The following is a 22,925-nucleotide window of genomic DNA, read 5'->3' as shown; positions in this document are numbered from 1 at the left end:
GGGATGTCACGGGCGGCCGGGCTGGATCGTCGAACCGGTATCAGCCCACCCAAACCCCGCCGGAGCGCCCCATGAACCAGACCGACGCCATCAAGTACGAACGCGAAATCCCCGAGATCCTCAGCCAGCTCGGCGACGTCCACGGCAGCGTCCAGGCCGCGATCGACCAACGCGGGCTGCCGCGCGCGGTCTACCACCTGATCCAGCTGCGCGCCTCCCAGCTCAACGGCTGCGCCTTCTGCATCAGGATGCATCTGCGCGAGGCGCGCGCCGACGGCGAAACCCAGGCCCGCCTGGATCACCTGAGCGTGTGGCGCCACGTCGGCGACTTCAGCCCGGCCGAACGCGCCGCGCTGGCCTGGACCGAGGCGCTGACCCGGATCGAGGAGCGCAGCGACTACGCCGCGCTGCGCAGCGAACTGCGCGCCCACTACGACGATGCCCAGATCGGCGCGCTGACCTCGCTGGTCGGCATGATCAACCTGTGGAACCGGCTGCAGGTCTCCAAGCACTGAACGCGGGACGCTGCGTGCCGCGCGCTGCGCAGCCGTACGCGTCGGCAACGGCCGCGGCGCTGGCTATCATCTGCGCCGCCTCCAGGAATCGATCATGACCGCCAACGACGACCACCGCCTGTTCGCCCAGACCGCGCCGATGCTGACCGGCCTGGCCTACCGCATCCTCGGCTCGCGCGCCGACGCCGAGGACGCGGTCCAGGACACCTTCCTGAAATGGCAGAACACCGAGCGCAGCGGCATCGACAACCCGGCGGCCTGGCTGACCACGGCCTGCACCCGCCGCTGCATCGATCTGCTGCGTTCGGCCCACCGCAGCCGGGTCGACTATGTCGGCTCCTGGCTGCCCGAACCGATCCAGGCCGAAAGCGCCGACCAGCCCGAGCAGCAGCTGGCCCTGGCCTCGTCGCTGTCGACCGCGTTCCTGCTGTTGCTGGAGCGGCTGACGCCGAAGGAGCGCGCCGCGTATCTGCTGTACGAGATCTTCGAGCAGTCCTATGCCGATGTCGCCCGGACCCTGGACATCGAGGAAGCCGCCTGCCGCAAGCTGGTCCAGCGCGCGCGCGAACATGTCGAACGGTCCAAGGTCCGCCACGTCACCCCGGCCGAGCAGCAGGAGCAGCTGCTGGCGGCGTTCGAGACCGCCCTGGTCGAGGGCCGCACCGCGCCGCTGGCCGCGCTGCTGTCGGAACAGATCGCCCTGCGCGCCGACGGCGGCGGCAAGGTCACCGCGGTAGCCGAAGCCCTGCACGGCCGCGACGCGGTGCTGGGTTTCATCCAGGCTGTGCTGCACCCGGCCTGCCGCGACGACCGCTGGCTGTTCGTCGACCTCAACGGCTCGCGCGGCGTGATCCTGGAACGCGACGGCAAGATCGAAGCGGCGATCAGCTTCGGCTACGACGACGACGACCGCCTGCGCGACATCTTCATCATGCGCAACCCGGACAAGCTGGCGCGGCTGGAGGCGGTGCGGATTCGCTGAGGGACGGGAATCGGGAGTCGAAAGTCGAAAGTCGAAAGTCGAAAGTCGAAAGTCGAAAGTCGAAAAAGGCTAAAAATCCGCGTCCGCCGAAGCAACTGGCACATGCTCCACATTCGCCGCGTTGCTGTTCCCCCCTTTGAAAAAGGGGGGGGTAGGGGGGATTTGCTTTTGATGTTGCGTGCAAAAAGCAAATCCCCCGCGCCGCCAGTCCGATCGGACTTCGTACTCGTACCGGGCGCTCGCCCCCTTTTTCAAAGGGGGCGACGGCTAGCGATGCATCCCAGGAAGCATCGGCCCAATCGCTTCAGTTCCGCCTTTCTGCTTACACCGGCTCCAATCCCTGCCCGCCCACCGAACGCAAGTACGCGTCCAGGCCGCGTTCGCGCGATTCGGCGAAGCGCTCGCCGGTGGCGGCGTAGTCGGCGATCCGGTCCGGGCGGAAGCTGCGGAAGCCTGCGCGCAGCCGGCACCAGGCGCCGAGGGTCCAGCTGCCGCCCCAGAACGACAGGCACAACGGCTCGATCTCGCGTTCGCTGCTGCGCGCTTCGCTGTCGCGATAGTTCAGGCGCAGCACCTGCTGTTCCAGCACCGCCGCATGCAGCGCGTCGATCAGGCCGCTGGCCTCGATCCGGTTGTCCAACTGCGGAGCGAAGATGCGGGTGCGGGCGCTGCGGGCGCGCAGCTCGGGCGGCAGCACCGCCTCGATCTTGAGCAAGGCGGCGGTGGCGCCGCGGCCCAAGCGCTCGCCGCCGAAGGCGCGCACGAAGCGCGTGCCGACCACCAGGGCTTCGAGCTCGTCGGGGTTGAACATCAGCGGCGGGATGTCCGCGCCCTTGCGCAGCAGATAACCGACCCCGGCCTCGCCTTCGATCGGCACGCCGGAGCGCTGCAGGTCGGCGACGTCGCGGTAGACCGTGCGCAGCGACACTTCCAGGGTCTGCGCCAGTTGCTGGGCGGTGATCGCATGGCGGCGGCCGCGCAGGGCGTGGATCAACAGGAACAGGCGGTCGGCGCGGCGCATGCGGCATGATCCCGCGCCGCCGCGCCGCGTTCAAGCGCAGCGGTACCGCGGCGCCGCGGGTTCACCCGCGCAGCTCCGAACGCGGCGTGGGCGCCAGCCGCAGCCACTCCGGCGGCCCGCGCAGGGCTTCGCGCTCGGCCTGGGCCCAACGCGCGCGCCAGGCCGGGTCGGCCTGCAGCCGTTCCGCCGCGGACGCGTCTTCGACCCGCGCGAACCAGACCAGGTGCGGGCCGTCCTCGCGCACCGGCAAACGCGGAAACTTGTTCGGCGTGTCGTCGCTGAGGTACACGCCCAACAATTCGGCGCCGGTCGCGCGCAGTGCCGGGGCGAACTCGCGTTCGAAGGCGCGGGCGAAGCCGGCCGCGGCGGCCGGAGCCAGGGCACAGACGCCGGCGAGGATCAGCCCGGGCCCGGCTTCGACGGTCGCGCCCGGCGCCGACCGCGCCTGCGCGGCCGCGGCGAAGCCCGCGCCCGGCCAGGCCGGCTTGAGCATCAGCACATCGTCGCTGTCGACCATGGTCGCGTTGGCCGCTTCGCGGTGGCGCTTCCAGGTCGGCCCGCCGTAGAAGCCCTCCAGCGCGCTGCGCCGCAGCGTGTGGTCGGGGAAGCCGCGGATCCAGGTGTAGCGGTCGTCGTCGTCGAGGTCGCGGAACTGGCCGATCAAATGCATGCCGACCGCTTCCTGCGGCTCGACGAATTCGCGCTCGAACAGCTCGATCAGTTCCTCGCGCCGCCCCGGCTGCAGGCGATAGCGGCGTAGTTCGATCACCGCATCCTCGTGCAGCAGGCGGCCATCGTCGCCGCAGCGGCGCAGCCACATATGCCAATTGGTTTCCCAACTGCGCCCGCCGTCGGCGGAGAACTGCTGGTGCCAATGAGCGGTGTTCTTGCTGATGCCGCTCCAGACGAAGCGCGCCAGCACCGGGCGGCCGGCGTGTTCGAGTTCGCCTTCGAAGCTGCCGACACCGTCGCGATAGCCGCCGACCACCGGCGGTTCGAGCACGCCGTCGTGGTTGCCGGCCCAGTAGATGCTCCACTGCCGCCGCGCCGGATCGAACAGGCGCAGGGTCATGCCTTCGAAACGGCCCGGCGCGCCAGCTCGGTCCCAGTCGCTGACGAAGGCGTCGACGTTGCCGAGTCCGCCGAGCACCGGCGCGCAGGTCTGCAGCGCCGAAAAGGTTTCCCATTCGTCGCTGCCGCTCAGGCGCTCGCGCAGGCGTTCGTTGCGCACTTGCCAGCGGCCGTGCAGGAAGTCGAAGTCGTGGCGGCTGTCGTCGCGCGCTGACGCGGCGAGGGTCGATTGGGCTGCGGTGGCGGTCATGGCGCCGGTCTCCTGGTCGGGTCGGTCGATGCGCGTCAGTCGATGCGGGTCATGCGCATGACCCAGTTGGTTTCCCAAGTGCGGCCGTCGTCGGGCGACAGCGCCTGTTCCCAGTGCACGCTGTCGGCGCGGATCTGCGACCAGGTCGCGCGCGCGCGCAGCATCCGGCCCTGGTGCGCTTCCAGGCCCTCGAACAGGCCGACGCCGTCGCGGAAGCCGCCGACCAGGGGCGGTTCGAGCACCCCGTCGCGGTCGCTGGCCCAGTACACGTGCCACTGCCGGCTTTGCGGTCGGTACAGGCGCAGGGCGAAGCCCTCGATGCCGCCGTTCCAGTCGGTGCGGTAGCGGTCGACGCTGCCGAGCCCGCCGAGCACCGGCCGGCACTCGTCGGTGGCTTCGAACTCGATCCAGTCGTCGCTGCCGGCCAGGCGCTGCGCCAGGCGCCGGTTCTCGACCCGCCAGCGGCCGTGATAGAAGTCGAAATCGTGGCGGCCGTCGCGCTCGCCATCGCCGCCGGCGCCGTTTTCGCTCGTAGCAGCGGCGCCGCCTGCGCCGCCGGCCACCGCGCCGGTCGGCAACAGCGTCGCCCACGCCGCGAGCTGCGCGCTCGCCCCCAACCGCAAGATCGTCCGTCGCTGCCGGTCCATGCCGCACCCCTCTGCCGTGCCGATCGCACCGCAGCACTGTGCGCGGGGGCTGCTGCCAGCCTGTTGTCAGCAGGGCGGCGGGGAGGGGGGTTTCGCAATGGAAGCAAAAGCAAATCCCCCCTGGCCCCCCTTTTTCAAAGGGGGGAATGCTTCGGGTGGATCCGCTGCGGTCGGGCTTCCACGACATCCACGGAGATCGCGAGGCCGTTACTTCCACCGCGATGCAGCTTGCTGTTCCCCCTTTTTCAAAGGGTCTTAGGAAGCAAAGCTGCCTCATAACGCAGCTATCTTCCTGAAATGAATAAGAAAAATAGGTACTACAGCCGTTCGAAAATCAGCGAGGCCCGATTTCGGGCCCTCGTGCGCTGCTGGGCCCTGGACCTGACCGCGACCAGCACCGCGCAACTGACCGGGTTGAGCGTGCGATCGGTCAACTCGATCTTCCTTGCCTTGCGTCGTGCCATCGCCACCGAATGCGAGCAGCATTCGCCGTTCACCGGCCAGGTGGAAGTCGACGAATCCTTCTTCGGACCGTGGCGCGTGCGCGGCAAACGCGGCCGCGGCGCCGGCAAGAAAACCATCGTCTTCGGCATGCTCAAACGCGGCCAGCACGTCTACACCCAGATCGTCCCCAACTGCAAAACCGCCACGCTTCAGGCCTTAATTCGTGGGCATATTCGCCTGGAGAGCGAAATCCTCTCCGACTGTCTGTCCAGCTACGACGGCCTGGTCGACCTGGGCTATGCCAAGCACTGGCGCATTCGCCACAGCGGCAATCATTTCGCCGAGGGCGACAACCACATCAACGGCATCGAGAGCTTCTGGAGCTTCGCCAAGCGGCGCCTGGCCAAATTCAACGAGGTGCCCAAGGCCACCTTCTACCTGCACCTGAAGGAGTGCGAGTTCCGCTTCAACCACCGCCACGAAGACCTCTACCGGGCGACCCTCAAGTTGCTACGATCCAACCCACTCTGAGGGGCTGTTTGCTTCCTAAGACCCTTGAAAAAGGGGGGCCAGGGGGGATTTGCTGTTGCTCTTTGCTGCTGCTGTTGCTGTCGCCCCAGCGCCTAAGCCGCCGGCGCCCCCGGGAACCGCAGCCGCACCTCGAAGCCGCGGCCCGGGCCGCGCGGGTCGTCGCTGCCGCGCTCCAGGCCCGGGCCGCATTCGATCCGCGCGCCGTGGGTCTGGGCGATGCGCGCGACCAGCGACAGGCCGATGCCGCTGCCGCCGTCGGGGCTGCCCGGGGCGCGGTAGAAACGGTCGAAGATCCGTTCGCAATCTTCTGCAGCGACCCCGCAACCGCTGTCGGCGACGCTGAGTTCGACCGCGCCGTCGTCGCCGCGGGTACAGCTGACCGCGATCTGGCCGTCGGCGCCGGCATGGCGCACCGCGTTGTCGAGCAGGTTGCGCAGCAGGATGCCGAGCTGGTCGACGTCGCCGAGCAAGGGCGACGGCCCGGTGCGCAGGCTGATCCGCTGGCGGCGCTCGCGCGCCAGGGTCTCGAAGTCGCGGATCACCAGCACGATCAGGTCCGACAGGTCCAGCGGCTTGAGCCGCACCGACTCTTCGCCGGCGTCCAGCCGGGCCAGGTCGAGCAACTGTTCCGACAGCCGCGCCGCGCGCTGGACCCCGGCGTTGAGCCGCTGCAGGGCGCCGTTCTTGTCTTCCAGGGTGGTCGCGCGCAGGGCCAGTTCGGCGTGGGTGCTCAGCACCGCCAGCGGCGTGCGCAGCTCGTGCGCGGCGTCGGCGATGAAGCGGCGCTCGTGCTGGACCGCGGCGTCGACGCGCTCGAGCTGGCCGTTGAAGGCGTCGACCAGCGGCCGGAACTCGCTCGGCAAGGCCTGGGTCGGCAAGGGGGTCAGGTCCAGCGGCTGGCGCTGGCGCAGGATGTCGCGCAGCGCGGTGATCGGCCGCAGCGAGCGCCCGATCACCAGCCAGGTGGCCAGCGCGAACGCAACCAGGATCAGCGCCGCGGCGAGCAGGCTGCCGACGATCCAGCCCTGCAGCTCCTCGATCGCCATGCGCTTGGTCCGGCCGACCTGCACCACCAGGCCGCGCTGCGGATCGGTCAGGGTGTAGACCTGCCAGCGCTCGCCGTCGATGATCCGGCGCGCGAAACCGTCCTTGAACTCGGGGTTGAGCGGCTGCAGCGGCGCCGCCGCGGAGTACACCACGTTGCGGCCGTTGGCCCAGACCTGGAAGCTCATCTTGCGGTCGGCTTCCACCGGCACCGTCGGCCGCGCCGGATCGCGCGAAGGCAGGCGATCCAGGCCTTCGGGCATCGAACCCAGCACCTGCTCGGCGATTTCGCGCAGCGAGTTGTCGAGCATGCCGGTGTGCTCGCGGCCCAGCTGCCAGACCTGGCAGCTCAGCCAGACGAACCAGGCCAGCAGCACCGCCTTGATCAGCACCCAGGTCAGTTTCCAGCGCAGCGAACGCCCGCCGGGGAATTCGCGCATCCGTCGGCAATGCTCGCGGCGCGCCTGGCGGCGGCGTTCGCGCCAGTCCGCCGCGGCGGTGGTCGGGTCGGCGGCGCTCGCGTCCGCGGCGCCGGCATCGCGGTGACGGCGCATGCTCAATTCGGGCCGCCGCCGATGCGGTAGCCGTAGCCGTGCACGGTCACGATCAACGGCTCGCCGAGCTTGCGCCGCAACTGGTGCACGTAGACCGCGATGGTATTGCTCTCGATCGTGCCGGAGCTGCCGTACACCGCTTCCTCCAGTTGCTCGCGGGTGACCACCCGACCCTGGCGCTCGAGCAGCAGCATCAGGGTGCGGAACTCGTGGCCGCTCAGCGCGACCGGTTCGCCGTCGCGGGTCACCAGGCGCCGCGCCGGATCCAGCACCACGCTGCCGCAGCTGAGCACCGGCGACACCCGGCCCTGGCTGCGCCGCATCACCGCGCGCAGCCGCGCGCCCAGCTCGTCGAGCTGGAAGGGTTTGACGATGTAGTCGTCGGCGCCGGCGTCGAGCCCGGCGATGCGTTCGCTGAGCTTGTCGCGCGCGGTGACGATCAGCACCGGGGTGGCGTCGTAGCGGTTGCGCAGGGTCGCCAGCACGCTCAGGCCGCTGCCGCCGGGCAGGCCCAGGTCGAGCACCACCGCGTCGTAGTCGTGATCGACCAGCGCGGTCTTGGCCAGCGGCGCGTCGGCGACCCAGTCGACCCGGCCGCCATCGTGGCGCAGGCCGGTGCGCACCGCCTCGGCGAGCATGGCGTCGTCTTCCACCAACAGGATCTTCATGCTCCGTCCGTCTGCGTCGTTGCGTCGCTCCACCGGACGCACTGTGCGCCGGCACGATTAAAAAGTTCTTAAAAGCCCGGGCGCAGGATGCCCTGGTCCGGGCCGAGCGCCCGCGGTCGGCAGGTCCGGCGCTCGCCGCCGATGCTACCGCGCCCGCTGCGCCCGGGCCGTCGGCGAATCCCGCTTGCGCCCCTTCAGTCCCCGCCTTTCAGGAGCCCCCCGCGATGAAAGCCCAGCCCGCCGCCGCCGAATCCTCCGGCGCGAACGCCGCCGCCGGCCTGGTGGTCCGCCCCGTCCAGCGCCAGGATGCCGCCTTGCTGATCGCGCTGTGCCAGGAGCACATCGAACAGCGCGCGCTGGAACGGCGCCCCTACGGACCGCCGCGCAGCGATGCGCTGGAACTGCTGGAAGTGCTGTTCGAGCCGCCGTACGCCGCCTGGGCCTGGATCGCCGAAGTCGACGGCCAGGCGGTGGGCTACGCCAGCGCCACCGCCGGCTTCTCGATGCTCGAACGCGCCTACTGCCTGCACCTGGACGACCCCTACCTGCGCGCGCCGTGGCGCGACCGGGGCATCGAGGTCGAGTTGTTCCGCCAGGCGCGCGAGGCCGCGCAGCGCTTCGGCTGCCTGAATCTGCAATGCCAGTCGCCGCTGTGGAGCGAGGCCGCGCGCCAGGTAGACGCGCCGCTGCGCGCGGTGCGGATGGACGCGGTGCGCTACGTGGTGCGGATGGAAGAGCCCGCCGCGGCCTGACTCAGTCGTCCGCCGTCGGGTCGCGATCGTCGAACAGGTCCGACTGCGGCGGGGCCTCGTCTTCGCGCACGAACCCCGACAAGCCGACCCCGACCAGTCGGTAGCGGGTTTGCGCGGGCAGCTCGACCCGGCCGCGCAGCGCGGCGGCGATCCGCGCCAGTTCGTCCGCACCCGCCGGCGGCTGCGCAGCGGTCAGGCTGCGGGTGAGGATGCGGAAGTCGGCGGTCTTGAGCTTGAGCACCACGGTGCGCGCGATCCGTCCCGGGGTGCGCTGCAACTCGCGCCGGTAGCCGTCCCAGGTCTTTTCGGCGAGGCGGCGGATGTCCTCGTCCAGCGCCTCCAACGGCAGATCTTCGGCGAAGGTGTCCTCGGACGAGATCTGCAAGGTCGGCCGCTCCGGCTCGACCGGATGCTCGTCGATGCCCTGCGACAGTTCGTGCAGGCGCCTGCCCCAGCGGCCGAAGCGCTGCTCCAGCGCCAACGCGCCCAGCGCGCGCAGGTCGGCGACCACCGCCACGCCGAGTTCGGCCAGCTTGCGCTCCATCACCTTGCCGACCCCGGGCAGGCGCCCCACCGGCAGCGGCGCCAGGAAGGCCTCGACCTGGTGCGGCTTGATCACGAACAGGCCGTCGGGCTTGTTCCAGTCGGAGGCGATCTTGGCCAGGAACTTGTTCGGCGCGACCCCGGCCGAGGCGGTCAGCGCGGTCTCCTCGCGGATCGCGGCACGGATCGCTTCGGCGGTGGCGGTGGCCGAGGGCAGGCCGGTCTTGGTCGCGGTGACGTCCAGGTAGGCCTCGTCCAGCGACAGCGGTTCGATCAGGTCGGTGTGGCGGGCGAAGATCTCGCGCACCTGGCGCGACACCGCCTTGTAGCGGACGAAGTCCGGCGGCACGAACACCGCCTGCGGGCACAGCCGCTCGGCGCGCACCGCCGGCATCGCCGAGCGCACGCCGAACTTGCGCGCCTCGTAGCTGGCCGCGCACACCACCGAGCGCGCACCGCGCCAGGCCACCACCACCGGCCGGCCGCGCAAGGCCGGGTCGTCGCGCTGCTCGACCGAGGCGTAGAACGCGTCCATGTCGATGTGCAGGACTTTACGGCGCGGCGCGGATTCGGCGGTGGCGGCGGTCGGAAGCAAGGCGGCGTGGCGTCGGGCGACGCCGCCATGGTAGCGCCGGCGCGGCCTCAGGCTGCGACGTAGCGGGCTTCCAGCTCGTCGACCTGGTTGATCGCGCCGGAGTAGATGCCGTCGTCGGCGGACAGGTAGTTGGCTTCGCCGATCTGGTCGACCAGGTACTGGTAGGCGGCGCTGACCGGATCGGTGTCCTCCCAGATCGTGGTCTGGCCGACGATCCAGCGATTGTCCGGATAGTTCGCCAGCACGGCCATGACCTGTTGCGCCGCGCCGATATCGAACCAGTTGTCGTTCGCGTCCATCAACGACAGATGGATGCCGACCACCTGCGTGTCCTCGCCCTCGCCGCTGCTGGCGAGGACGCCGATGCAGGAGGTGAACTGGGTGAAGCGCACCGTGTCGACCACGTCGCCGCCCTCCGGCGGCACGCCTTGCGCACTGGCCCAGTAGCGCTCGGGGATGGCCAGCGGGTCGGCGTTCCATTGAAAGATCTGATAGGGCATGTCGGTGTTCTCCTGTAGCACCGCGTGATCGGGAGCGGCCTCCCGTTGCGGCACGACGCCGCAGGTCCGACTTGTAGCGACGCGGCGACGGCGGCGACATGCGGATCGCCTCCCCAGCGCGGGCGACGATCGCAGCCGTACAGCCGCCGCAGGGCGCAAACCGCGATCGCCGCCGCGCGCATCGCTTCACGAATACGGCGCCGCTGCGTTCTGCCGGACATGAACTTCGTACTGACTCTGCACAGCGACGCCTCGCGCGCCCCGCAACCCTGCTTCGCCGGCCTGCCCGAGCCGGACTCGCCCGAGTTCGAGTCGCTGTGCCGGTTCTGCGAGGAGCATCACATCGAGGTGTTGGCCTCGCTGCCGTGGGTCGCCGCCGAGGTGGCCGGCAAGGCCGGCTTCGGCGCGATGCTGGGGCTGGTGCACCGTCACGGCGGGCGCCGGCTGTACCTGCCGCGCGGCCGCGCCGCCTGTTCCTCGCGCATGGGCCTGGCGCTGGATCCGCTGACCCATCGCCAGTTGCTCGATCGCGCCAGCGCCGCCGGCACCATCGAGATTCCCTCGGCCTGGGGCGTGTTCGTCGGCCTACGCCGGGTCGGCATCCGCGCCGCGATCCGCAGCGGCCGCAGCCTGCGCGAGGTCGCCCATGCCTTCGGCGTGACCGAGCGCCACCTGCGCCGCGAGGCCGACGGCCTGCGCCCGAGCTGAACGCGGGCCGGCGGCGAGGCGCCGCGCGGCCCGGCATCGGCGACAATGGCGCCCCTCGCCGCCACCGCCCCGAGCCCATGTCCGCCGTACCCACGCCCAGCCCCAGCTCCGCCATCTCCCTGACCCGTTACCTGATCGAAGAACAGCGCGCCGGCCGCATCAACGCCGACCTGCGCCTGCTGATCGAAGTCGTCGCCCGCGCCTGCAAGACCATCTCGATCGCGGTCGGCAAGGGCGCCCTCGGCGGCGTGCTCGGCGACGCCGGCACGGGCAATATCCAGGGCGAGGCGCAGAAGAAGCTCGACGTGCTCAGCAACGAGATCCTGCTCGAAGCCAACGCCTGGGGCGGCCACCTCGCCGGCCTGGCCTCGGAAGAGATGGACACCTCGCATCCGATTCCCGACGTCTACCCGCGCGGCAACTACCTGCTGCTGTTCGATCCCCTCGACGGCTCGTCCAACATCGACGTCAACATCTCGGTCGGCACCATCTTCTCGGTGCTGCGCGCGCCCGACGGCGTGACCCAGGCCGAGGACAAGGACTTCCTCCAGCCCGGCACCGAGCAAGTCTGCGCCGGCTACACCACCTACGGCCCCAGCACCATGCTGGTGCTGACCATCGGCCACGGCACCCACGCCTTCACCCTCGACCGCGAGGTCGGCAGCTTCGTGCTGACCACGCGCGACATGAAGATTCCCGAAGACACCAAGGAATTCGCGGTCAACATGTCCAACCAGCGCCATTGGCAGCCGCCGATGCAGCGCTACGTCGCCGACCTGCTGATCGGCAAGGAAGGCCCGCGCGGCAAGGACTTCAACATGCGCTGGGTGGCGTCGATGGTCGCCGACGTGCACCGCATCCTGACCCGCGGCGGCATCTTCAGCTATCCGCTCGACGCCAAGTGCGCCGACAAGGGCGGCAAGCTGCGGCTGATGTACGAGGCCAACCCGATGAGCCTGCTGGTCGAACAGGCCGGCGGCGCCGCCAGCACCGGCCGCCAGCGCATGCTGGAAGTGCAGCCGACCGGCCTGCACCAGCGCGTGCCGGTGTTCCTGGGCAGCAAGCGCGAGGTCGAAACGGCGGTGCGCTATCACCTCGACTACGACGCTGAACAGGGCTAAGCGCGGGTCCAAGCTTGGTTTTCCGCGCTGAACGGGTGAACCGGGGCCCCACCCGGTTCGCCGTATACCACAAATTTTTTACCGTATATCGGACGGATATCACACTGTCCGCAATCGGTTGCTATCTTCGTTTACATAGAGACTTGCGGTAGTTCATGGCGCGCTCGCGCCGGTGGGGAACCTGCGATGTCGAATCACGCACAGCGCGACCTGGGGGGTCGCCAAGCGGCCATGACTTTGCCGCCGCCATTGGGTGCGGCAGCGGAAGGCCCGCGCGAATTGTTGTACTTGAGTCCCGGCGGGGCCGGGCGCATGCACGCGTTGACCGCGTTGCGGGGGCTGGGCTGGAGCCTGCGCCGCGCCGCCGACGCGCGAGCGGTCATGCGCATGCTGCACGCCAGTCCGCATACCGCGCACGCCGTGTTGGTGGATCTGCGCGAAGGCTTCAGCGCCCGCGACCTCAGCGAACTGAGCTCCGCCCTGACCACGCCCAACGCGGGCTGGATCGCCGGCATCCACGCCGAGCAGCTCGGCGACGCGCTGGTGCGGCGGCTGATCCGCGACTACTGCTACGACTACGTCACCCTGCCCTGCCCCGAGGCGGTGCTGCACACAGTGATCGGCCACGGCCACGGCATGGCGGCGCTGTCCTGCGGCCAATACCGCGGCGCCGAACACCATCACGTCGACGGCATGATCGGCGAGTGCGAGGGCGTGCGCACCCTGTGCCGCATGCTCGGCAAGGCCGCCGGCAGCGATGCGCCGGTGTTCATCGCCGGCGAAACGGGCACCGGCAAGGAACTGGCGGCGATGGCCCTGCACCGGCATTCCTCGCGCAGCCGTGCGCCTTTCGTAGCGATCAACTGCGGCGCGATCCCGCACAACCTGGTCGAGTCCGAGCTGTTCGGCTACGAGCGCGGCGCTTTCACCGGCGCGCAGCAACGCAAGCTCGGCCGGATCGAGCTGGCCCACGGCGGCACCTTGTTCCTGGACGAAATCGGCGACCTGCCGCTGGACAGCCAGACCTCGCTGTTGCGCTTTCTCGAACAGGGCACCATCGAGCGGGTCGGCGGCCAGACTCCGATCCGGGTCGACGCGCGCATCGTTTCGGCGACCCACCACGATCTCGACGCTGCGGTCGCGGCCGGCCGGTTCCGCGCCGATCTGTATCACCGCCTGTGCGTGCTGCGCATGCAGATGCCGCCGTTGCGCGAGCGCGGCGCCGACATCGACCTGCTCGCCGACCACGCCCTGCGCCGCTATTCACAGGAAGGCCGACGTGGCTTCAAGGGCTTCTCGCCCTGCGCGCGCCAGGCCATGCAGCGCCATGCCTGGCCCGGCAACGTGCGCGAGCTGATCAACCGCGTACGCCAGGCCGTGGTCATGGCAGAAGGGCGCTATATCACCGCCGCCGACCTGCGCATCGGCGACGCGGCCGCGGAGCGGCCGATGACCTTGGAAGAAGCCCGCGACGTCGCCACCCGCGAAGCGATCGAGCGAGCGCTCAAGCGCAATCGCCAGCGCCTGGGCGAATCGGCGCGCGAACTAGGCGTATCGCGGGTGACGCTGTACCGGCTGATGCTGAAGCTGGGCATGCGCAGCGGCGAAGACGACGCCGAGCAGGACGCTCAACCCGCCTGAACCGGCTGCCCGAACCTCCGGTTCCCATCCCATTCGCGGCGTCGCTTCGGCGCCATCACCGAGTGCGGCCATGAGCGAGCACGACGAAGAACTCAATGCCTGGCTGATGGAATTGTTCGCCGGGCTCAACGAACGCGAACGCAAGGTCCTGCACCGCCGCTTCGGCATCGACGATCCGATCGCCGCGATGCGCGCCGCCGCCGGCGAGCTGGAATCGACCCGGGTGCGGGTGCGCGCCATTCAAGCCCGCTTCGAGCAGGGCAGCGTCGACGACGACGGCCCCGAGCGCGCCGCCTGAGCGCCGGGAACGGACAAAAAACAGGGCGAAAGCCTCACACCTTCGCCCCGGCGCCCGCGCCGGAACGGCGCTGCAGCGCGAAACCCGATCGGTCGGTTGCGCCGCCCCGCGGCGCTATCCCCTGTTCTCCCCTGTCTTCCCCCTTGCGACGCCTCGGCTCAGAACGACTTGGAACCGCGCATCGAGAACACGAAGTTCGGCGCGTCCGGAGTCAGTCCGGCGGCGAGCTGGCCGTTGAGGGTCCATCCCGACGGCAACACGTAGCTGGCGCCGATGTTGAGCGTGGTGCTGTTGCTGGAACTGCCCGGCACGCGCCGCTTGGGACCGCCCGGCGCGGTGGTATGGGTGGCGCCGGTCTGCGCGGTGGCGACGCTGAAGCTGATCGCCGACCGGTCGTTGAGCGCGATCGCCAGGCCGCCGCTGAGCTGGATGGTGTTGCCCAAGGCGACCTCGGCCGGCGACACCTGCTCCATCACCGGCGAGATGTCGTCGAAGTCGGTCGGCTGGTTGTAGGTGTAGCCGATGTTGCCGAACAGGATCACCGGGTCGTAGGTGCGCAGCGCCGATACGTTGAAGGTTGCGCTCCACACGCCCGAACCGGTCGGCAGCTCCTCGGGGATGTTGAGGTTGTTGTTGTCGTCGTCGGGCTGGATCAGCTTGAGCCCGAACGGATCGCGGCCGGTCGGCGCACGCACGCGCAGGCTGGTGACGATGTCGGGCCAGCGCGGCGATTCCTTGACCCATTGGTAGTACACCGCGGCGCTGGCGTCGCCGAGCCCCTGCGAACGCAGGCTGACTTCGCTTACCACGCTGGAGGCGCCGCCGGCGCCGCCGCTGACGAAACGCGAGTCGCGGTAGACGTAGGGCACGCTGGCCTCGACGCTGAGCCGGTCGGTCAGGCCGTAGCGGCCGGTGAGTTCCAGCGTGCCGACAGTGGCCTTGGTCTGGTCGAGGTTGATGCTGCCCAGGAAGATCGCGTCCAGGGCCAGGAAGCCGCTGAGCGCGAGCTGGCGCCGGTCGTAGTAGCTGTAGCTGAAGCCGGCGTCGAAGGTGAACTTGCGCTGGAACAGCGGCGCATGCTCGCGCACCACCAGGGCCTTTTCCTGCTCGCGCCGCTGGGCGTCCTCGTCGCGCTGGGTCTGGCCGATCTGCACCGTGCCGTCCTGCGCGCTCTGCGCGACCCGGGCCTCCTCGTCGGTGGCGGTGGCCGAGGCCTTGCGCTGGGCCTCCTCGGCCACCGTGCGCGCGACCTTGGCCGCGTTGTCCTGCATCGAGGCCTCGCCGCTCAGGCCGCGCCCGCGCTGGCTCAGTTCCATCTCGTCGACCTGCTGGCGCAGGCGTTCGATCTCGGCGCGCTGAGTAGCCAGTTCGCGGCTCATTTCGAGCATGCGCTGGTGCAGGGATAGGGCCGGGCCGTCGTCCGATTCGTCGGCGACGGCCGGAAACGCGATCGCGAGCATGAGCGCGACCGACAAGGGTGCTAAGGCTGGGCGCATGGTCTCGGCGTCCGTGGCAAGAGGAGAGGGAGCGCTCAGCGAGGCAGCGCGCGCAGGCTTTCCAAAGCTTGTTGCAGGCCCAGTTGCTGGCTCAGCTGCGGCGCGACAGGAGCGCTTACGAACTGCAACTGCAGGCTGTTGCTGCCGGTCAGGTCGTTGCCGGCGATGCGACCGAATTGGACGATGCCGCCGCCGGCCGGATCCAGCCGTTGCTGCAGGCCGGCGCCCGCACCGGCGACGCCCAGCTGCACGCCGCCGTCGAGGAAGGTCACCTGCGCGGTCATCGGACCGGCGCTGGAAGCAGCCTGGGTCTGTCCGTTGAAGCCGCTGGCGTCGACGCTGTCGACGAAGCCGATCCGGGTCAGGTTCGACAGACGGTTGCGGTCGCCGGCGATCTGCGCGATCTGGCCGATGCCCTGTACCGATACCTGCTCGGCGCCGCTGGCGGTCGCCGGCGTCGCCTCGGGCAGTCCGGAACCGGCTTCGGCCTGGCTGCGCGCGTCGACCTGCACCGAGAAGCCGCCGCCTTCGCGCTGCACCACCATCGAACCGCGGGCGCTGGCCAGGCCTTGCTGCGGCGTGTGCAGGCTGGAGACCAGGTCTATCCGCAGGCCGACCAGCATCTGCGCGCCGAAGTACCGTCCGTTGATCGTCGCCAGGGTCGCTTCATCGACCAGGTCGACTTTCAAAGGGGGCAGGGCGGCCGCAGGTTGGACCGCGGCCGCCGCTGCCACGAGGGCCGCGAACATGGCACAGGGGGATGGACAGTTCATCGGGCACCTCGCAATCGGTACGCATCCTGCGTGTCAGAACAGATCGGTAACGACCAGGCCGAACTCGACCACTCGCGGCGGGGTGGTGGCGCGGTCGAGCGCGTCCACCCGGCGCTCCAACGCCGGCGAGCTGCGGTGCTTGACCAGATAGGAATCGGCGCGCATCGGCCGGTCGCCGACCACCGCGAGCACGATGCCGTTCCAGCCGCGGACGAAATCGGCTTCCGACATGACCCGGTGGCCGAGCGCCGGATCGGCGACGAACACCCGTCCGCCGGCCGCGCCCTTGACCACCACGAAATGGCGATAGCCCTTCAGATCGAGCAGGGCGATCACCGGCATCTGCAAGCGGTACAGCGCGTCGGGTTCGATCCGGAAGCCGTGCGCACGCATGCCGATGCTGGAGACGTAACGCTTCATGTCCAGCATCGAGAACCCGTTGCGCACCACTTCCTTCGGATCGACCCCGACCATCATCTTCTTGATCATCTCGGCCTCGCTGACGTCCAGGCCGTAGCCGTAATGCAGCAGGCTGGCCAGCGCCGCCGAGCCGCAGCTGAAGTCGTAGCGCTGCTGCAGCAGGTCGCGATAGCGCAGATCGCGCATCGTCCGCATCGGCTTGATCCCGGGCACCGCGCCGTTGCCGACCAGACGAGTGACGTCGACCGGCACGCTGCGTTCGCCGGGCGACTGCGCATGCGCTGCGCCCGCAGCCAGCAGGACGCAGAGGCAGACGGCGATCGGGCGGAACGGCTGGTTCATGGCGGCGGAATAAGTCGATGCGTGTGGAGGAATCGATCCGCGACGGCCGGGGGCGACCGTCGCGGATCGCGCTGCGGCTCAATCGCCGCAGCCGCTGCCGCACGAGGGCGGCGGGGGCGGAGGCGCGCAAGCGCCGCAGGAGGCGGTGGCGATCGACAGTCCGTTGTGCTGCAGATTGCCGACGCCGGCGGCGACGTTGACGCCGATGTTGCCCTGCGCGCCGGACAGGGCGCTGCCGCCCAGGGTGGCGTACAGGTCCAGGCTGATGCGCCGGCCTTCGCTGTCGAGCAGATTGGACATCGCGCTCTGCTCGCTGTCGGCCACGGCCAGGGCCAGGCGGCCCGAGCTGTTGACCGATGCGGCCATCGCGTTGCTCTGCGCGTTGCCGACGCCCGCGGCCACGTTCACGCCGATATTGCCTTTGGCGGCGGACAGGGCGTTGCCGTCCAGGGTGGCGCTGTAGTAGGTGTGGTCGGTGTTGGTGGTGGCGTAGTTATCGCTCGCGCTCTGGCTGCTGAACACCATCGCCGAGGCGAAAACCTTCCCGCCGTCGACCGCCGACAGGGCGGTGTCGTTGGCCTGCACGTTGCCTACGCCGGCGGCCACATTGACGCCGATGTTGCCTTGCGCGTCGGACAGCGCGTCGTCGCCGAGATGGGCGTCGTGATCGCCGTCGCCGAGCGACAGGTTGTACTCGGTGGTCTGGTCCTGATCGACCGTGGCGGCCGATTCGGAAGCGATCTTGATCTTGCCGCGTACCTTGACCCGGCCGTGCACGTCGATGTCGTTGCTGACGCGGGTCGAGCTATGGATGTCGGCGTCGTCGCCTTCGGCCCAGACCGGCAGCGCCAGGCTGGAAACCAGCGCGATGGCGAGCAGGGTGTGGTGAAGTTTCATAACGGTTCTCCGTAGCGGTGCCTGGAGCGGAACGGCCGCGGCCCGATCTGGCCGCGGCCGCGCGCGGATCAATCGCAGCTGCCGCAGGAAGCGGTCGCGATCGACAGGCCGTTGTGCTGCAGGTTGCCGACGCCGGCGGCGACGTTGGCGCCGATGTTGCCCTGCGCGCCCGACAGCGCGCTGCCGGCCAGGGTGGCGAAGGTGTCCAGATCGCAGTCGGCGGCGAGCTCGTTGAGGAAGGTGGTCTGCTCGCTGTCGGACGCGGCCTTGGCGATGCGGCCGGAGCTGTTGACCGAGGCGGCCATCGCGTTGGTCTGTGCGTTGCCGACGCCCGCGGCCACGTTCACGCCGATGTTGCCCTTGGCGTTGGACAGCGCGTCGCCGTCGAGGGTGGCGCTGTAGTAGGTGTCGTCCACGCCCGAGTAGGCGAAGTTGCCGGCCGAGGCCTGGCTGTTGAAGGTCATCGCCGATGCGAACACCTTTTCGCCGTCGACCGCGGACAGGGCGGTGTCGTTGGCCTGGGTGTTGCCGACGCCAGCGGCGACGTTGGCGCCGATGTTGCCCTGTGCGTCGGACAGCGCGCTGCCGCCGAGATGAGCGTCGTGATCGCCGTCGCCCCAGGAGGAGTTGCCCAGCGTGGTCTGGTCCTGATCGACGGTCGCGGCCGATTCGGACTTGATGTAGATCTTGCCGCGGACCTTGGCTCCGCCCCACACGCCGATGCGGTTGCTGACGCTGGTGTTGCTGTAGATATCGGCATCGTCGCCTTCGGCATAGGCGGGGGCGGCGATGGCGACGCCGAGTGCGAGGGCAAGCAGGGTGAAATGGACTTTCATGGCCTCTCTCCTGGTGATGGTGGGTATTGCCTTGGTGTCTGCCGCTTTGTTCTAAGGAAGGCCCCCGGGCAGTCGGAGCACAATGGCGTTGGCCGACGCGTTGTCGGCCCCCGCGGTCTGGTTGATTTGCAGCACGCCGTGGCCGCCGTGGAAGGCGCCTTCGGCGATCGAGGCCTCGCGCAGGTTCGCGGAGGCGGCCGCCGGACCGGCCGGCGCGGAGGCGGCGCCGGCGACGTCGGCAAGCACGTCGTCGTCGAGGCCGGAAACCACCGCGCCGGCGCTGACCACAAACAGGTTGGCCTGCGCGTTGCCGGCGCCGGCGCTCTGATTCAGCGACAACAGGCCGCGCGCATCGGCGAAGGCGCCGGCTTCGATGCGGGCGAGCGCATCGCGCGCCGGCGCGGCGCCGGCGGTGCCGTGTTGGGAGATCTGTGCGTCCGCCAGGGCCAGGCCGTTCGGCGCATGCGCGATCGTCGCCAGATTGGCCTGCATCTGACCGCTGCCGGCAGCCTGGTTGACCGCGGCGCGGCCCTGCAGGCGTTGCCCGGCGCCGGCTTCGATGCGCGCTTGATCGCGCGTGGCGGCCGGCTCGGTGGCGCGGGTGTCGGTGGCGACCGCGGTCGCCAGCAGGCATACCGCCAGCCACAGCGGCGCGATGCGCTCGGCGCGGGTGCGCGGCGCGCTCATCGCCCGTTCCCCTGCGGCGACAGCGCCTGCATCACGCTGCCGGTGACCAGGTCGCCGATGCCGGCGGTGGCGCTGGTGACCGCGCCGCCGACGCTCGCGGTCGGGCCCATCGGAGTGGCGGCGGACGCGCCGAGCATGCTGCGCTGGCCGGCCGGACCGCCGATCGCGTCGGCCGGCACCAGCAGGTCGTTCAACTGCCGGGTGGCCGCCATCGGGCTCAGTCCGGTCGAGCCATGTTGGCCGAGCTCGGCGTCGTCGACCAGGGGCGACAGCGAGCGGTCGAGGGTGCCGTGGAAGACCTGGCCCGGGAATGTGGTGGCCTCGGTGTGGATCGGGTTGTCCTGGGCCGGCAGGGCGCGATAGGCGATGCGCGGGTGGACGGTACGGGCGACCACCACGGTGGTGTCGCGGTGCTCGTCGGCCGGCGCCTGCGCTCGGACGGTTCCGGCCGCCAGTACCAGTGCCGCGCCGGCGCAGGCCAGCGCAAAGCGCAGACGACGATGCGACGAACTCCGATCGGACGAGCAGCGGGCGTGCATGGCGATTCCCCAAGGCGACGGTGGTCGCGACGGCCGCATGGCGGGCCGGTGGTGACGGGCTTGACGCTAAAGTCGTGCCAACCTCGCAAGCGTCTGAATCGGCAAGAAATTTCTGCCGGGTGATGGCTGCGCCTTGGATTAACGGAAAGGAAACGTTGCGCGGGCGTTACCGGGCTCGACGGCGGTGGCTGGAGTCAGCGAGCTGTCCGCGACTCGCTCAGCAAGATCAAAACCGCGTCAAATCAGGCTTGCGCGCGCATCGCAGGGTCGGATGGCGGCGGCGGCGGCGGGCGTTGCTTCTTTGCAACCTTGCGCCCGTGCGAGGATGGCGCTCCCGTCCAGCCCCGAACAGCCATGTCCGCGACGATCGATGCCCCGGCCGACTTCATCGAGGTCTATCCCGAAGCGCTGAGCCGCGAGCAATGCGCCGACCTGGTGCGCCGCTTCGACGCCAGCCGCGACAGCGAACCCGGCCGGGTCGGCGGCGGCGTGATGCCCGACCTCAAGGACAGCCGCGACCTCACCATCACCAACCGCGAGGGTTGGAAGGACATCGAGATCGCGCTCAACCTGGCGGTGTTCCGCGGCCTGTTGCAGTACCTGCGCCGCTACCCGCACACCATGATCGCGCCGCTGATGCTGGAAGCGCCCTCGGCCGACGGCAAGCGCCACCGGCTCACGCCCGAGCGCATGGCGCAGATGGACGACAACGCGCTGGCGCCGATCGCCCAGACCGTGTTCCGTCCGGGCGCGATCAACCTGCAGCGCTACACCGCCGACCGCGGCGGTTACCCGTACTGGCATTGCGAGCTGTACCCGCGCGATCAGGGCGCGGAGACCCTGCACCGGCACGTGCTGTGGACGATCTACCTCAACGACGGCTTCGAGGAAGGCGAGACCGAATTCCTCTACCAGCAGCGCAAGATCGCCCCGCGCGCCGGCGACCTGCTGATCGCCCCGGCGGCGTTCACCCACACTCATCGCGGCAACCGGCCCAAGGGCGGCGACAAGTACATCGCCACCAGCTGGATCCTGTTCCAGCGCGCGGAGCGGTTGTTCGGCGGCAAGTGAGGCGGGCACGGCGCGCTGCTCGCCGGCACGCCAGAAGCAAATCCCCCGGCGCCGCCACGACGCCGGCACAGGCGCTGCCGCAGGCGCCTGCCCCCTTTTTCAAAGGGGGCCAAGTGTCGTGGGCATCGCCCGATCGCAACGCACGAATCGTCGTGGACCTCGCCCGGCGCAACGGGCGAATCGTCGCGAGCACCAGACGGGCTCCCCAGACGTTCCCCCTTTGAAAAAGGGTGAGAGCGTGCGCTTGCGAACCGCAGGTTCGCGCACGATCGAACGCCAGCAGGCTATGCCTGCTGGCCGGACGGGCCAGGGGGGATTTGCTGTTAGCCGTTGCTGTTAGCCGTTGCTGTTAGCTGCCGCCATGAGCCAGCACCGCCCGCATCACGGATGCCGCGGATGGTTCAGCACCAGCCAGTACAGTCCGACCTGCTTCACCGCCCAGACGAACTGCTCGAAGTCGACCGGCTTCTGGATGTAGCTGTTGACCCCCAGCGCATAGCTGGCCTCGACGTCGAAGGGCTCGGTGCTGGTGGTCAGCACCACCACCGGCAGGGTCCGGGTCGGTTCGTGGGCGCGGATCGCCTGCAACACCTCGCGACCGTCGACCTTGGGCAGGTTGAGGTCGAGCAGGACGATCGAAGGCAGGTCGTGGGGGTCGCGATCGGAATAGCGGCCACGGGCGAACAGGTAATCCAGCGCCTCGGCGCCGTCGCCCATCACCACCAGCCTGTTGGCGATCTTGGCCTCGTCGAAGGCGAGCCGGGTCAGCTCGACGTCGTCGGGGTTGTCTTCGACCAGCAGGATTTCCTTATGCATATGCGTCTTCCCCGCCGGCCGCGACGACCGGCAATTCAACGATGAACGTGCTGCCCGCCTCGGTTTGCGACTGCGCGCGCAGCCGGCCGCCGTGGCGTTCGGCGATGCGCTGCGCGATCGCCAGGCCCAAACCGTGACCGCCGCCCTGGTCCGGCCCGTGCAGGCGCTGGAAGGGCTCGAATAATTTATGAGCATAGCGCATGTCGAAACCCGAGCCGTGATCGCGCACCGACAGGCTCAGGCGCCCGTTCTCGACCGTGCCGCTGACTTCGATCCGCACCGCCTCGCCGGGCGCCAGGCCCTGGCTGGAGAACTTCCAGGCGTTGTGCAGCAGCTGGGTCAGCATCAGCTTGAGCAGGCGCTCGTCGCCTTCGACCTGCAGGCCCGGCTGGACCTGGATCTGCGCGCGATGCGCCGGGTGGGCGTCCTGCAGTTCGGCGCCGACCCAGTCGGCGAGCAGGCTCAGGTCGACCGCCTCGCGCCGCAACTCGGTGCGGGTGGCGTGCGAGAGTTCGTTCAAGGCAGCCAGCAGGCTGGTCATGCGCGAGGCCGCGGCGCGGATCCGGGCCAGATAGTCGCGGTCGGTCTCGTTCAGGCGCTCGGCCGCGCGCTCGTGCAGCAGCGCCGAGAAGCTTTCGATCGAACGCAGCGGCGCGCGCAGGTCGTGCGAGACCGCGTCGGCGAACAACTGCAACTGGCGCTGGCTGGCGTCCAGGGCCGCGCCGTTGGCTTCGGCGCGCGCGCTCAGCGCCAGGCCGGCGGCGCGTTCGCCGCGGATGTCGCGCATGTGCGAGATGAAGTACTGCGGCGCGCCGTCTTCGTCGCGCATCACCGCGATGTTGAGCTGGACCCACACGTCGCTGCCGTCGCGGTGCCGATAGCGCTTGTGCTCGTCGACCGAGGCCAGGCTGCCGTTGACCAGGGCCGCGACCAGGTTGCGGCTGATCTCCAGGTCGTCGGGGTGGGTCACTTCGCTGTAGTGATGGCCGCGCAGTTCGTCGATGCGGTAGCCGAGCAGGGCGCACAGGGCCGGATTGACCTCGAGCCAGATGCCTTCGAGCGAGACGATCGCCATGCCGATGTTCGAGGCCGTCATCGCCTGGCGGAAGCGGTCGTCCCCCGCTGGGTGGGCGGGTTTCGGGGCGGGCGACGGACTCATCGGG

The 22,925-nt window shown here is 69.7% G+C and carries 25 protein-coding genes; 9 read left to right on the top strand and 16 right to left on the bottom strand.

Annotation, left to right across the window (positions count from 1 at the left end):
- Window positions 1-71: 71 nt before the first annotated feature.
- Both K4L06_RS07030 and sigJ read left to right on the top strand, forming a co-directional pair.
- Complete coding sequence (locus K4L06_RS07030; RefSeq protein ID WP_221670721.1) at window positions 72-515, top strand: carboxymuconolactone decarboxylase family protein; 444 nt, start codon at window positions 72-74, stop codon at window positions 513-515.
- A gap of 94 nt (window positions 516-609) precedes the next feature.
- Window positions 610-1,497 (top strand): RNA polymerase sigma factor SigJ, encoded by an 888-nt coding sequence (gene sigJ, locus K4L06_RS07025; RefSeq protein ID WP_221670720.1) that lies wholly within the window; start codon window positions 610-612, stop codon window positions 1,495-1,497.
- 322 nt (window positions 1,498-1,819) lie between these two features.
- Here sigJ and K4L06_RS07020 read toward each other — a convergent pair whose 3' ends face one another.
- From K4L06_RS07020 to K4L06_RS07010, 3 genes are all read right to left on the bottom strand, one after another.
- Window positions 1,820-2,518 (bottom strand): YafY family protein, encoded by a 699-nt coding sequence (locus K4L06_RS07020; RefSeq protein ID WP_221670719.1) that lies wholly within the window; start codon window positions 2,516-2,518, stop codon window positions 1,820-1,822.
- A 61-nt stretch (window positions 2,519-2,579) separates the two neighbouring features.
- Window positions 2,580-3,839, bottom strand: coding sequence for an NIPSNAP family protein (locus K4L06_RS07015; protein WP_221670718.1), 1,260 nt, complete (start codon window positions 3,837-3,839; stop codon window positions 2,580-2,582).
- Window positions 3,840-3,874: 35 nt separating this feature from the next.
- Window positions 3,875-4,486, bottom strand: a complete 612-nt coding sequence (locus K4L06_RS07010; protein WP_221670717.1) for a hypothetical protein — start codon at window positions 4,484-4,486, stop codon at window positions 3,875-3,877.
- Between the two features lie 297 nt (window positions 4,487-4,783).
- On the opposite strand from K4L06_RS07010, the gene K4L06_RS07005 reads away from it, so the two are divergent.
- A complete protein-coding gene (locus tag K4L06_RS07005; RefSeq protein ID WP_221670508.1) occupies window positions 4,784-5,461 on the top strand; it encodes an IS1595 family transposase in 678 nt (225 codons plus the stop codon).
- 92 nt (window positions 5,462-5,553) lie between these two features.
- Here K4L06_RS07005 and K4L06_RS07000 read toward each other — a convergent pair whose 3' ends face one another.
- Together K4L06_RS07000 and K4L06_RS06995 are read right to left on the bottom strand one after the other, a co-directional pair.
- Window positions 5,554-7,059 carry an ATP-binding protein gene (locus K4L06_RS07000; RefSeq protein WP_221670716.1) on the bottom strand — a complete coding sequence of 502 codons (1,506 nt, stop codon included), beginning with the start codon at window positions 7,057-7,059 and terminating at the stop codon, window positions 5,554-5,556.
- A gap of 2 nt (window positions 7,060-7,061) precedes the next feature.
- Window positions 7,062-7,727, bottom strand: a complete 666-nt coding sequence (locus K4L06_RS06995; RefSeq protein ID WP_221670715.1) for a response regulator transcription factor — start codon at window positions 7,725-7,727, stop codon at window positions 7,062-7,064.
- 224 nt (window positions 7,728-7,951) lie between these two features.
- Here K4L06_RS06995 and K4L06_RS06990 point away from each other — a divergent pair, with 224 nt between their 5' ends.
- Window positions 7,952-8,479, top strand: a complete 528-nt coding sequence (locus K4L06_RS06990; protein WP_221670714.1) for a GNAT family N-acetyltransferase — start codon at window positions 7,952-7,954, stop codon at window positions 8,477-8,479.
- A gap of 1 nt (window position 8,480) precedes the next feature.
- Here K4L06_RS06990 and dinB read toward each other — a convergent pair whose 3' ends face one another.
- Entirely contained in the window at window positions 8,481-9,617 is a 1,137-nt protein-coding gene (gene dinB, locus K4L06_RS06985; protein WP_255595007.1) for a DNA polymerase IV, read from the bottom strand.
- A gap of 47 nt (window positions 9,618-9,664) precedes the next feature.
- The gene (locus K4L06_RS06980) at window positions 9,665-10,117 is read right to left on the bottom strand and encodes a hypothetical protein (protein WP_221670713.1); all 453 of its coding nucleotides are present in this window, start codon (window positions 10,115-10,117) and stop codon (window positions 9,665-9,667) included.
- Between the two features lie 219 nt (window positions 10,118-10,336).
- On the opposite strand from K4L06_RS06980, the gene K4L06_RS06975 reads away from it, so the two are divergent.
- From K4L06_RS06975 to K4L06_RS06960, 4 genes are all read left to right on the top strand, one after another.
- The gene (locus K4L06_RS06975) at window positions 10,337-10,825 is read left to right on the top strand and encodes a hypothetical protein (protein WP_221670712.1); all 489 of its coding nucleotides are present in this window, start codon (window positions 10,337-10,339) and stop codon (window positions 10,823-10,825) included.
- 77 nt (window positions 10,826-10,902) lie between these two features.
- Entirely contained in the window at window positions 10,903-11,946 is a 1,044-nt protein-coding gene (locus K4L06_RS06970) for a class 1 fructose-bisphosphatase (protein ID WP_221670711.1), read from the top strand.
- Window positions 11,947-12,132: 186 nt separating this feature from the next.
- Window positions 12,133-13,587, top strand: a complete 1,455-nt coding sequence (locus K4L06_RS06965; RefSeq protein ID WP_343225738.1) for a sigma-54 dependent transcriptional regulator — start codon at window positions 12,133-12,135, stop codon at window positions 13,585-13,587.
- Between the two features lie 70 nt (window positions 13,588-13,657).
- Complete coding sequence (locus tag K4L06_RS06960; protein WP_221670709.1) at window positions 13,658-13,885, top strand: hypothetical protein; 228 nt, start codon at window positions 13,658-13,660, stop codon at window positions 13,883-13,885.
- 158 nt (window positions 13,886-14,043) lie between these two features.
- Here K4L06_RS06960 and K4L06_RS06955 read toward each other — a convergent pair whose 3' ends face one another.
- From K4L06_RS06955 to K4L06_RS06925, 7 genes are all read right to left on the bottom strand, one after another.
- A complete protein-coding gene (locus K4L06_RS06955) occupies window positions 14,044-15,345 on the bottom strand; it encodes a hypothetical protein (protein WP_221670708.1) in 1,302 nt (433 codons plus the stop codon).
- 71 nt (window positions 15,346-15,416) lie between these two features.
- Complete coding sequence (locus tag K4L06_RS06950) at window positions 15,417-16,070, bottom strand: hypothetical protein (protein ID WP_221670707.1); 654 nt, start codon at window positions 16,068-16,070, stop codon at window positions 15,417-15,419.
- Window positions 16,071-16,187: 117 nt separating this feature from the next.
- Window positions 16,188-16,916: a C39 family peptidase gene (locus K4L06_RS06945; protein ID WP_221670706.1), complete on the bottom strand. Its 729-nt coding sequence runs from the start codon at window positions 16,914-16,916 to the stop codon at window positions 16,188-16,190.
- 78 nt (window positions 16,917-16,994) lie between these two features.
- Window positions 16,995-17,813, bottom strand: a complete 819-nt coding sequence (locus K4L06_RS06940) for a hypothetical protein (RefSeq protein ID WP_221670705.1) — start codon at window positions 17,811-17,813, stop codon at window positions 16,995-16,997.
- 68 nt (window positions 17,814-17,881) lie between these two features.
- Window positions 17,882-18,649 (bottom strand): hypothetical protein, encoded by a 768-nt coding sequence (locus K4L06_RS06935; protein WP_221670704.1) that lies wholly within the window; start codon window positions 18,647-18,649, stop codon window positions 17,882-17,884.
- 51 nt (window positions 18,650-18,700) lie between these two features.
- Entirely contained in the window at window positions 18,701-19,336 is a 636-nt protein-coding gene (locus tag K4L06_RS06930; protein ID WP_221670703.1) for a hypothetical protein, read from the bottom strand.
- Window positions 19,333-19,875 carry a hypothetical protein gene (locus tag K4L06_RS06925; RefSeq protein WP_221670702.1) on the bottom strand — a complete coding sequence of 181 codons (543 nt, stop codon included), beginning with the start codon at window positions 19,873-19,875 and terminating at the stop codon, window positions 19,333-19,335. The genes K4L06_RS06930 and K4L06_RS06925 overlap by 4 nt, the downstream gene beginning before the upstream one ends.
- 354 nt (window positions 19,876-20,229) lie before the next feature.
- Between K4L06_RS06925 and K4L06_RS06920 the strand changes: the two genes are divergently transcribed.
- On the top strand, window positions 20,230-20,946 hold the full coding sequence (locus tag K4L06_RS06920) for a 2OG-Fe(II) oxygenase (protein ID WP_221670701.1): 717 nt from the start codon (window positions 20,230-20,232) through the stop codon (window positions 20,944-20,946).
- Between the two features lie 381 nt (window positions 20,947-21,327).
- Here K4L06_RS06920 and K4L06_RS06915 read toward each other — a convergent pair whose 3' ends face one another.
- Complete coding sequence (locus tag K4L06_RS06915; protein WP_221670700.1) at window positions 21,328-21,762, bottom strand: response regulator; 435 nt, start codon at window positions 21,760-21,762, stop codon at window positions 21,328-21,330.
- Window positions 21,755-22,921, bottom strand: coding sequence for a PAS domain S-box protein (locus tag K4L06_RS06910; RefSeq protein ID WP_255595004.1), 1,167 nt, complete (start codon window positions 22,919-22,921; stop codon window positions 21,755-21,757). Before K4L06_RS06910 ends, K4L06_RS06915 begins: the two co-directional genes overlap by 8 nt.
- Window positions 22,922-22,925: the final 4 nt, after the last annotated feature.

Origin of the sequence: Lysobacter sp. BMK333-48F3 (assembly GCF_019733395.1) — a bacterium.
In the GTDB taxonomy this organism is placed as follows: Bacteria; Pseudomonadota; Gammaproteobacteria; order Xanthomonadales; family Xanthomonadaceae; genus Lysobacter.
This window is presented reverse-complemented; position numbering and strand designations above follow the sequence as displayed.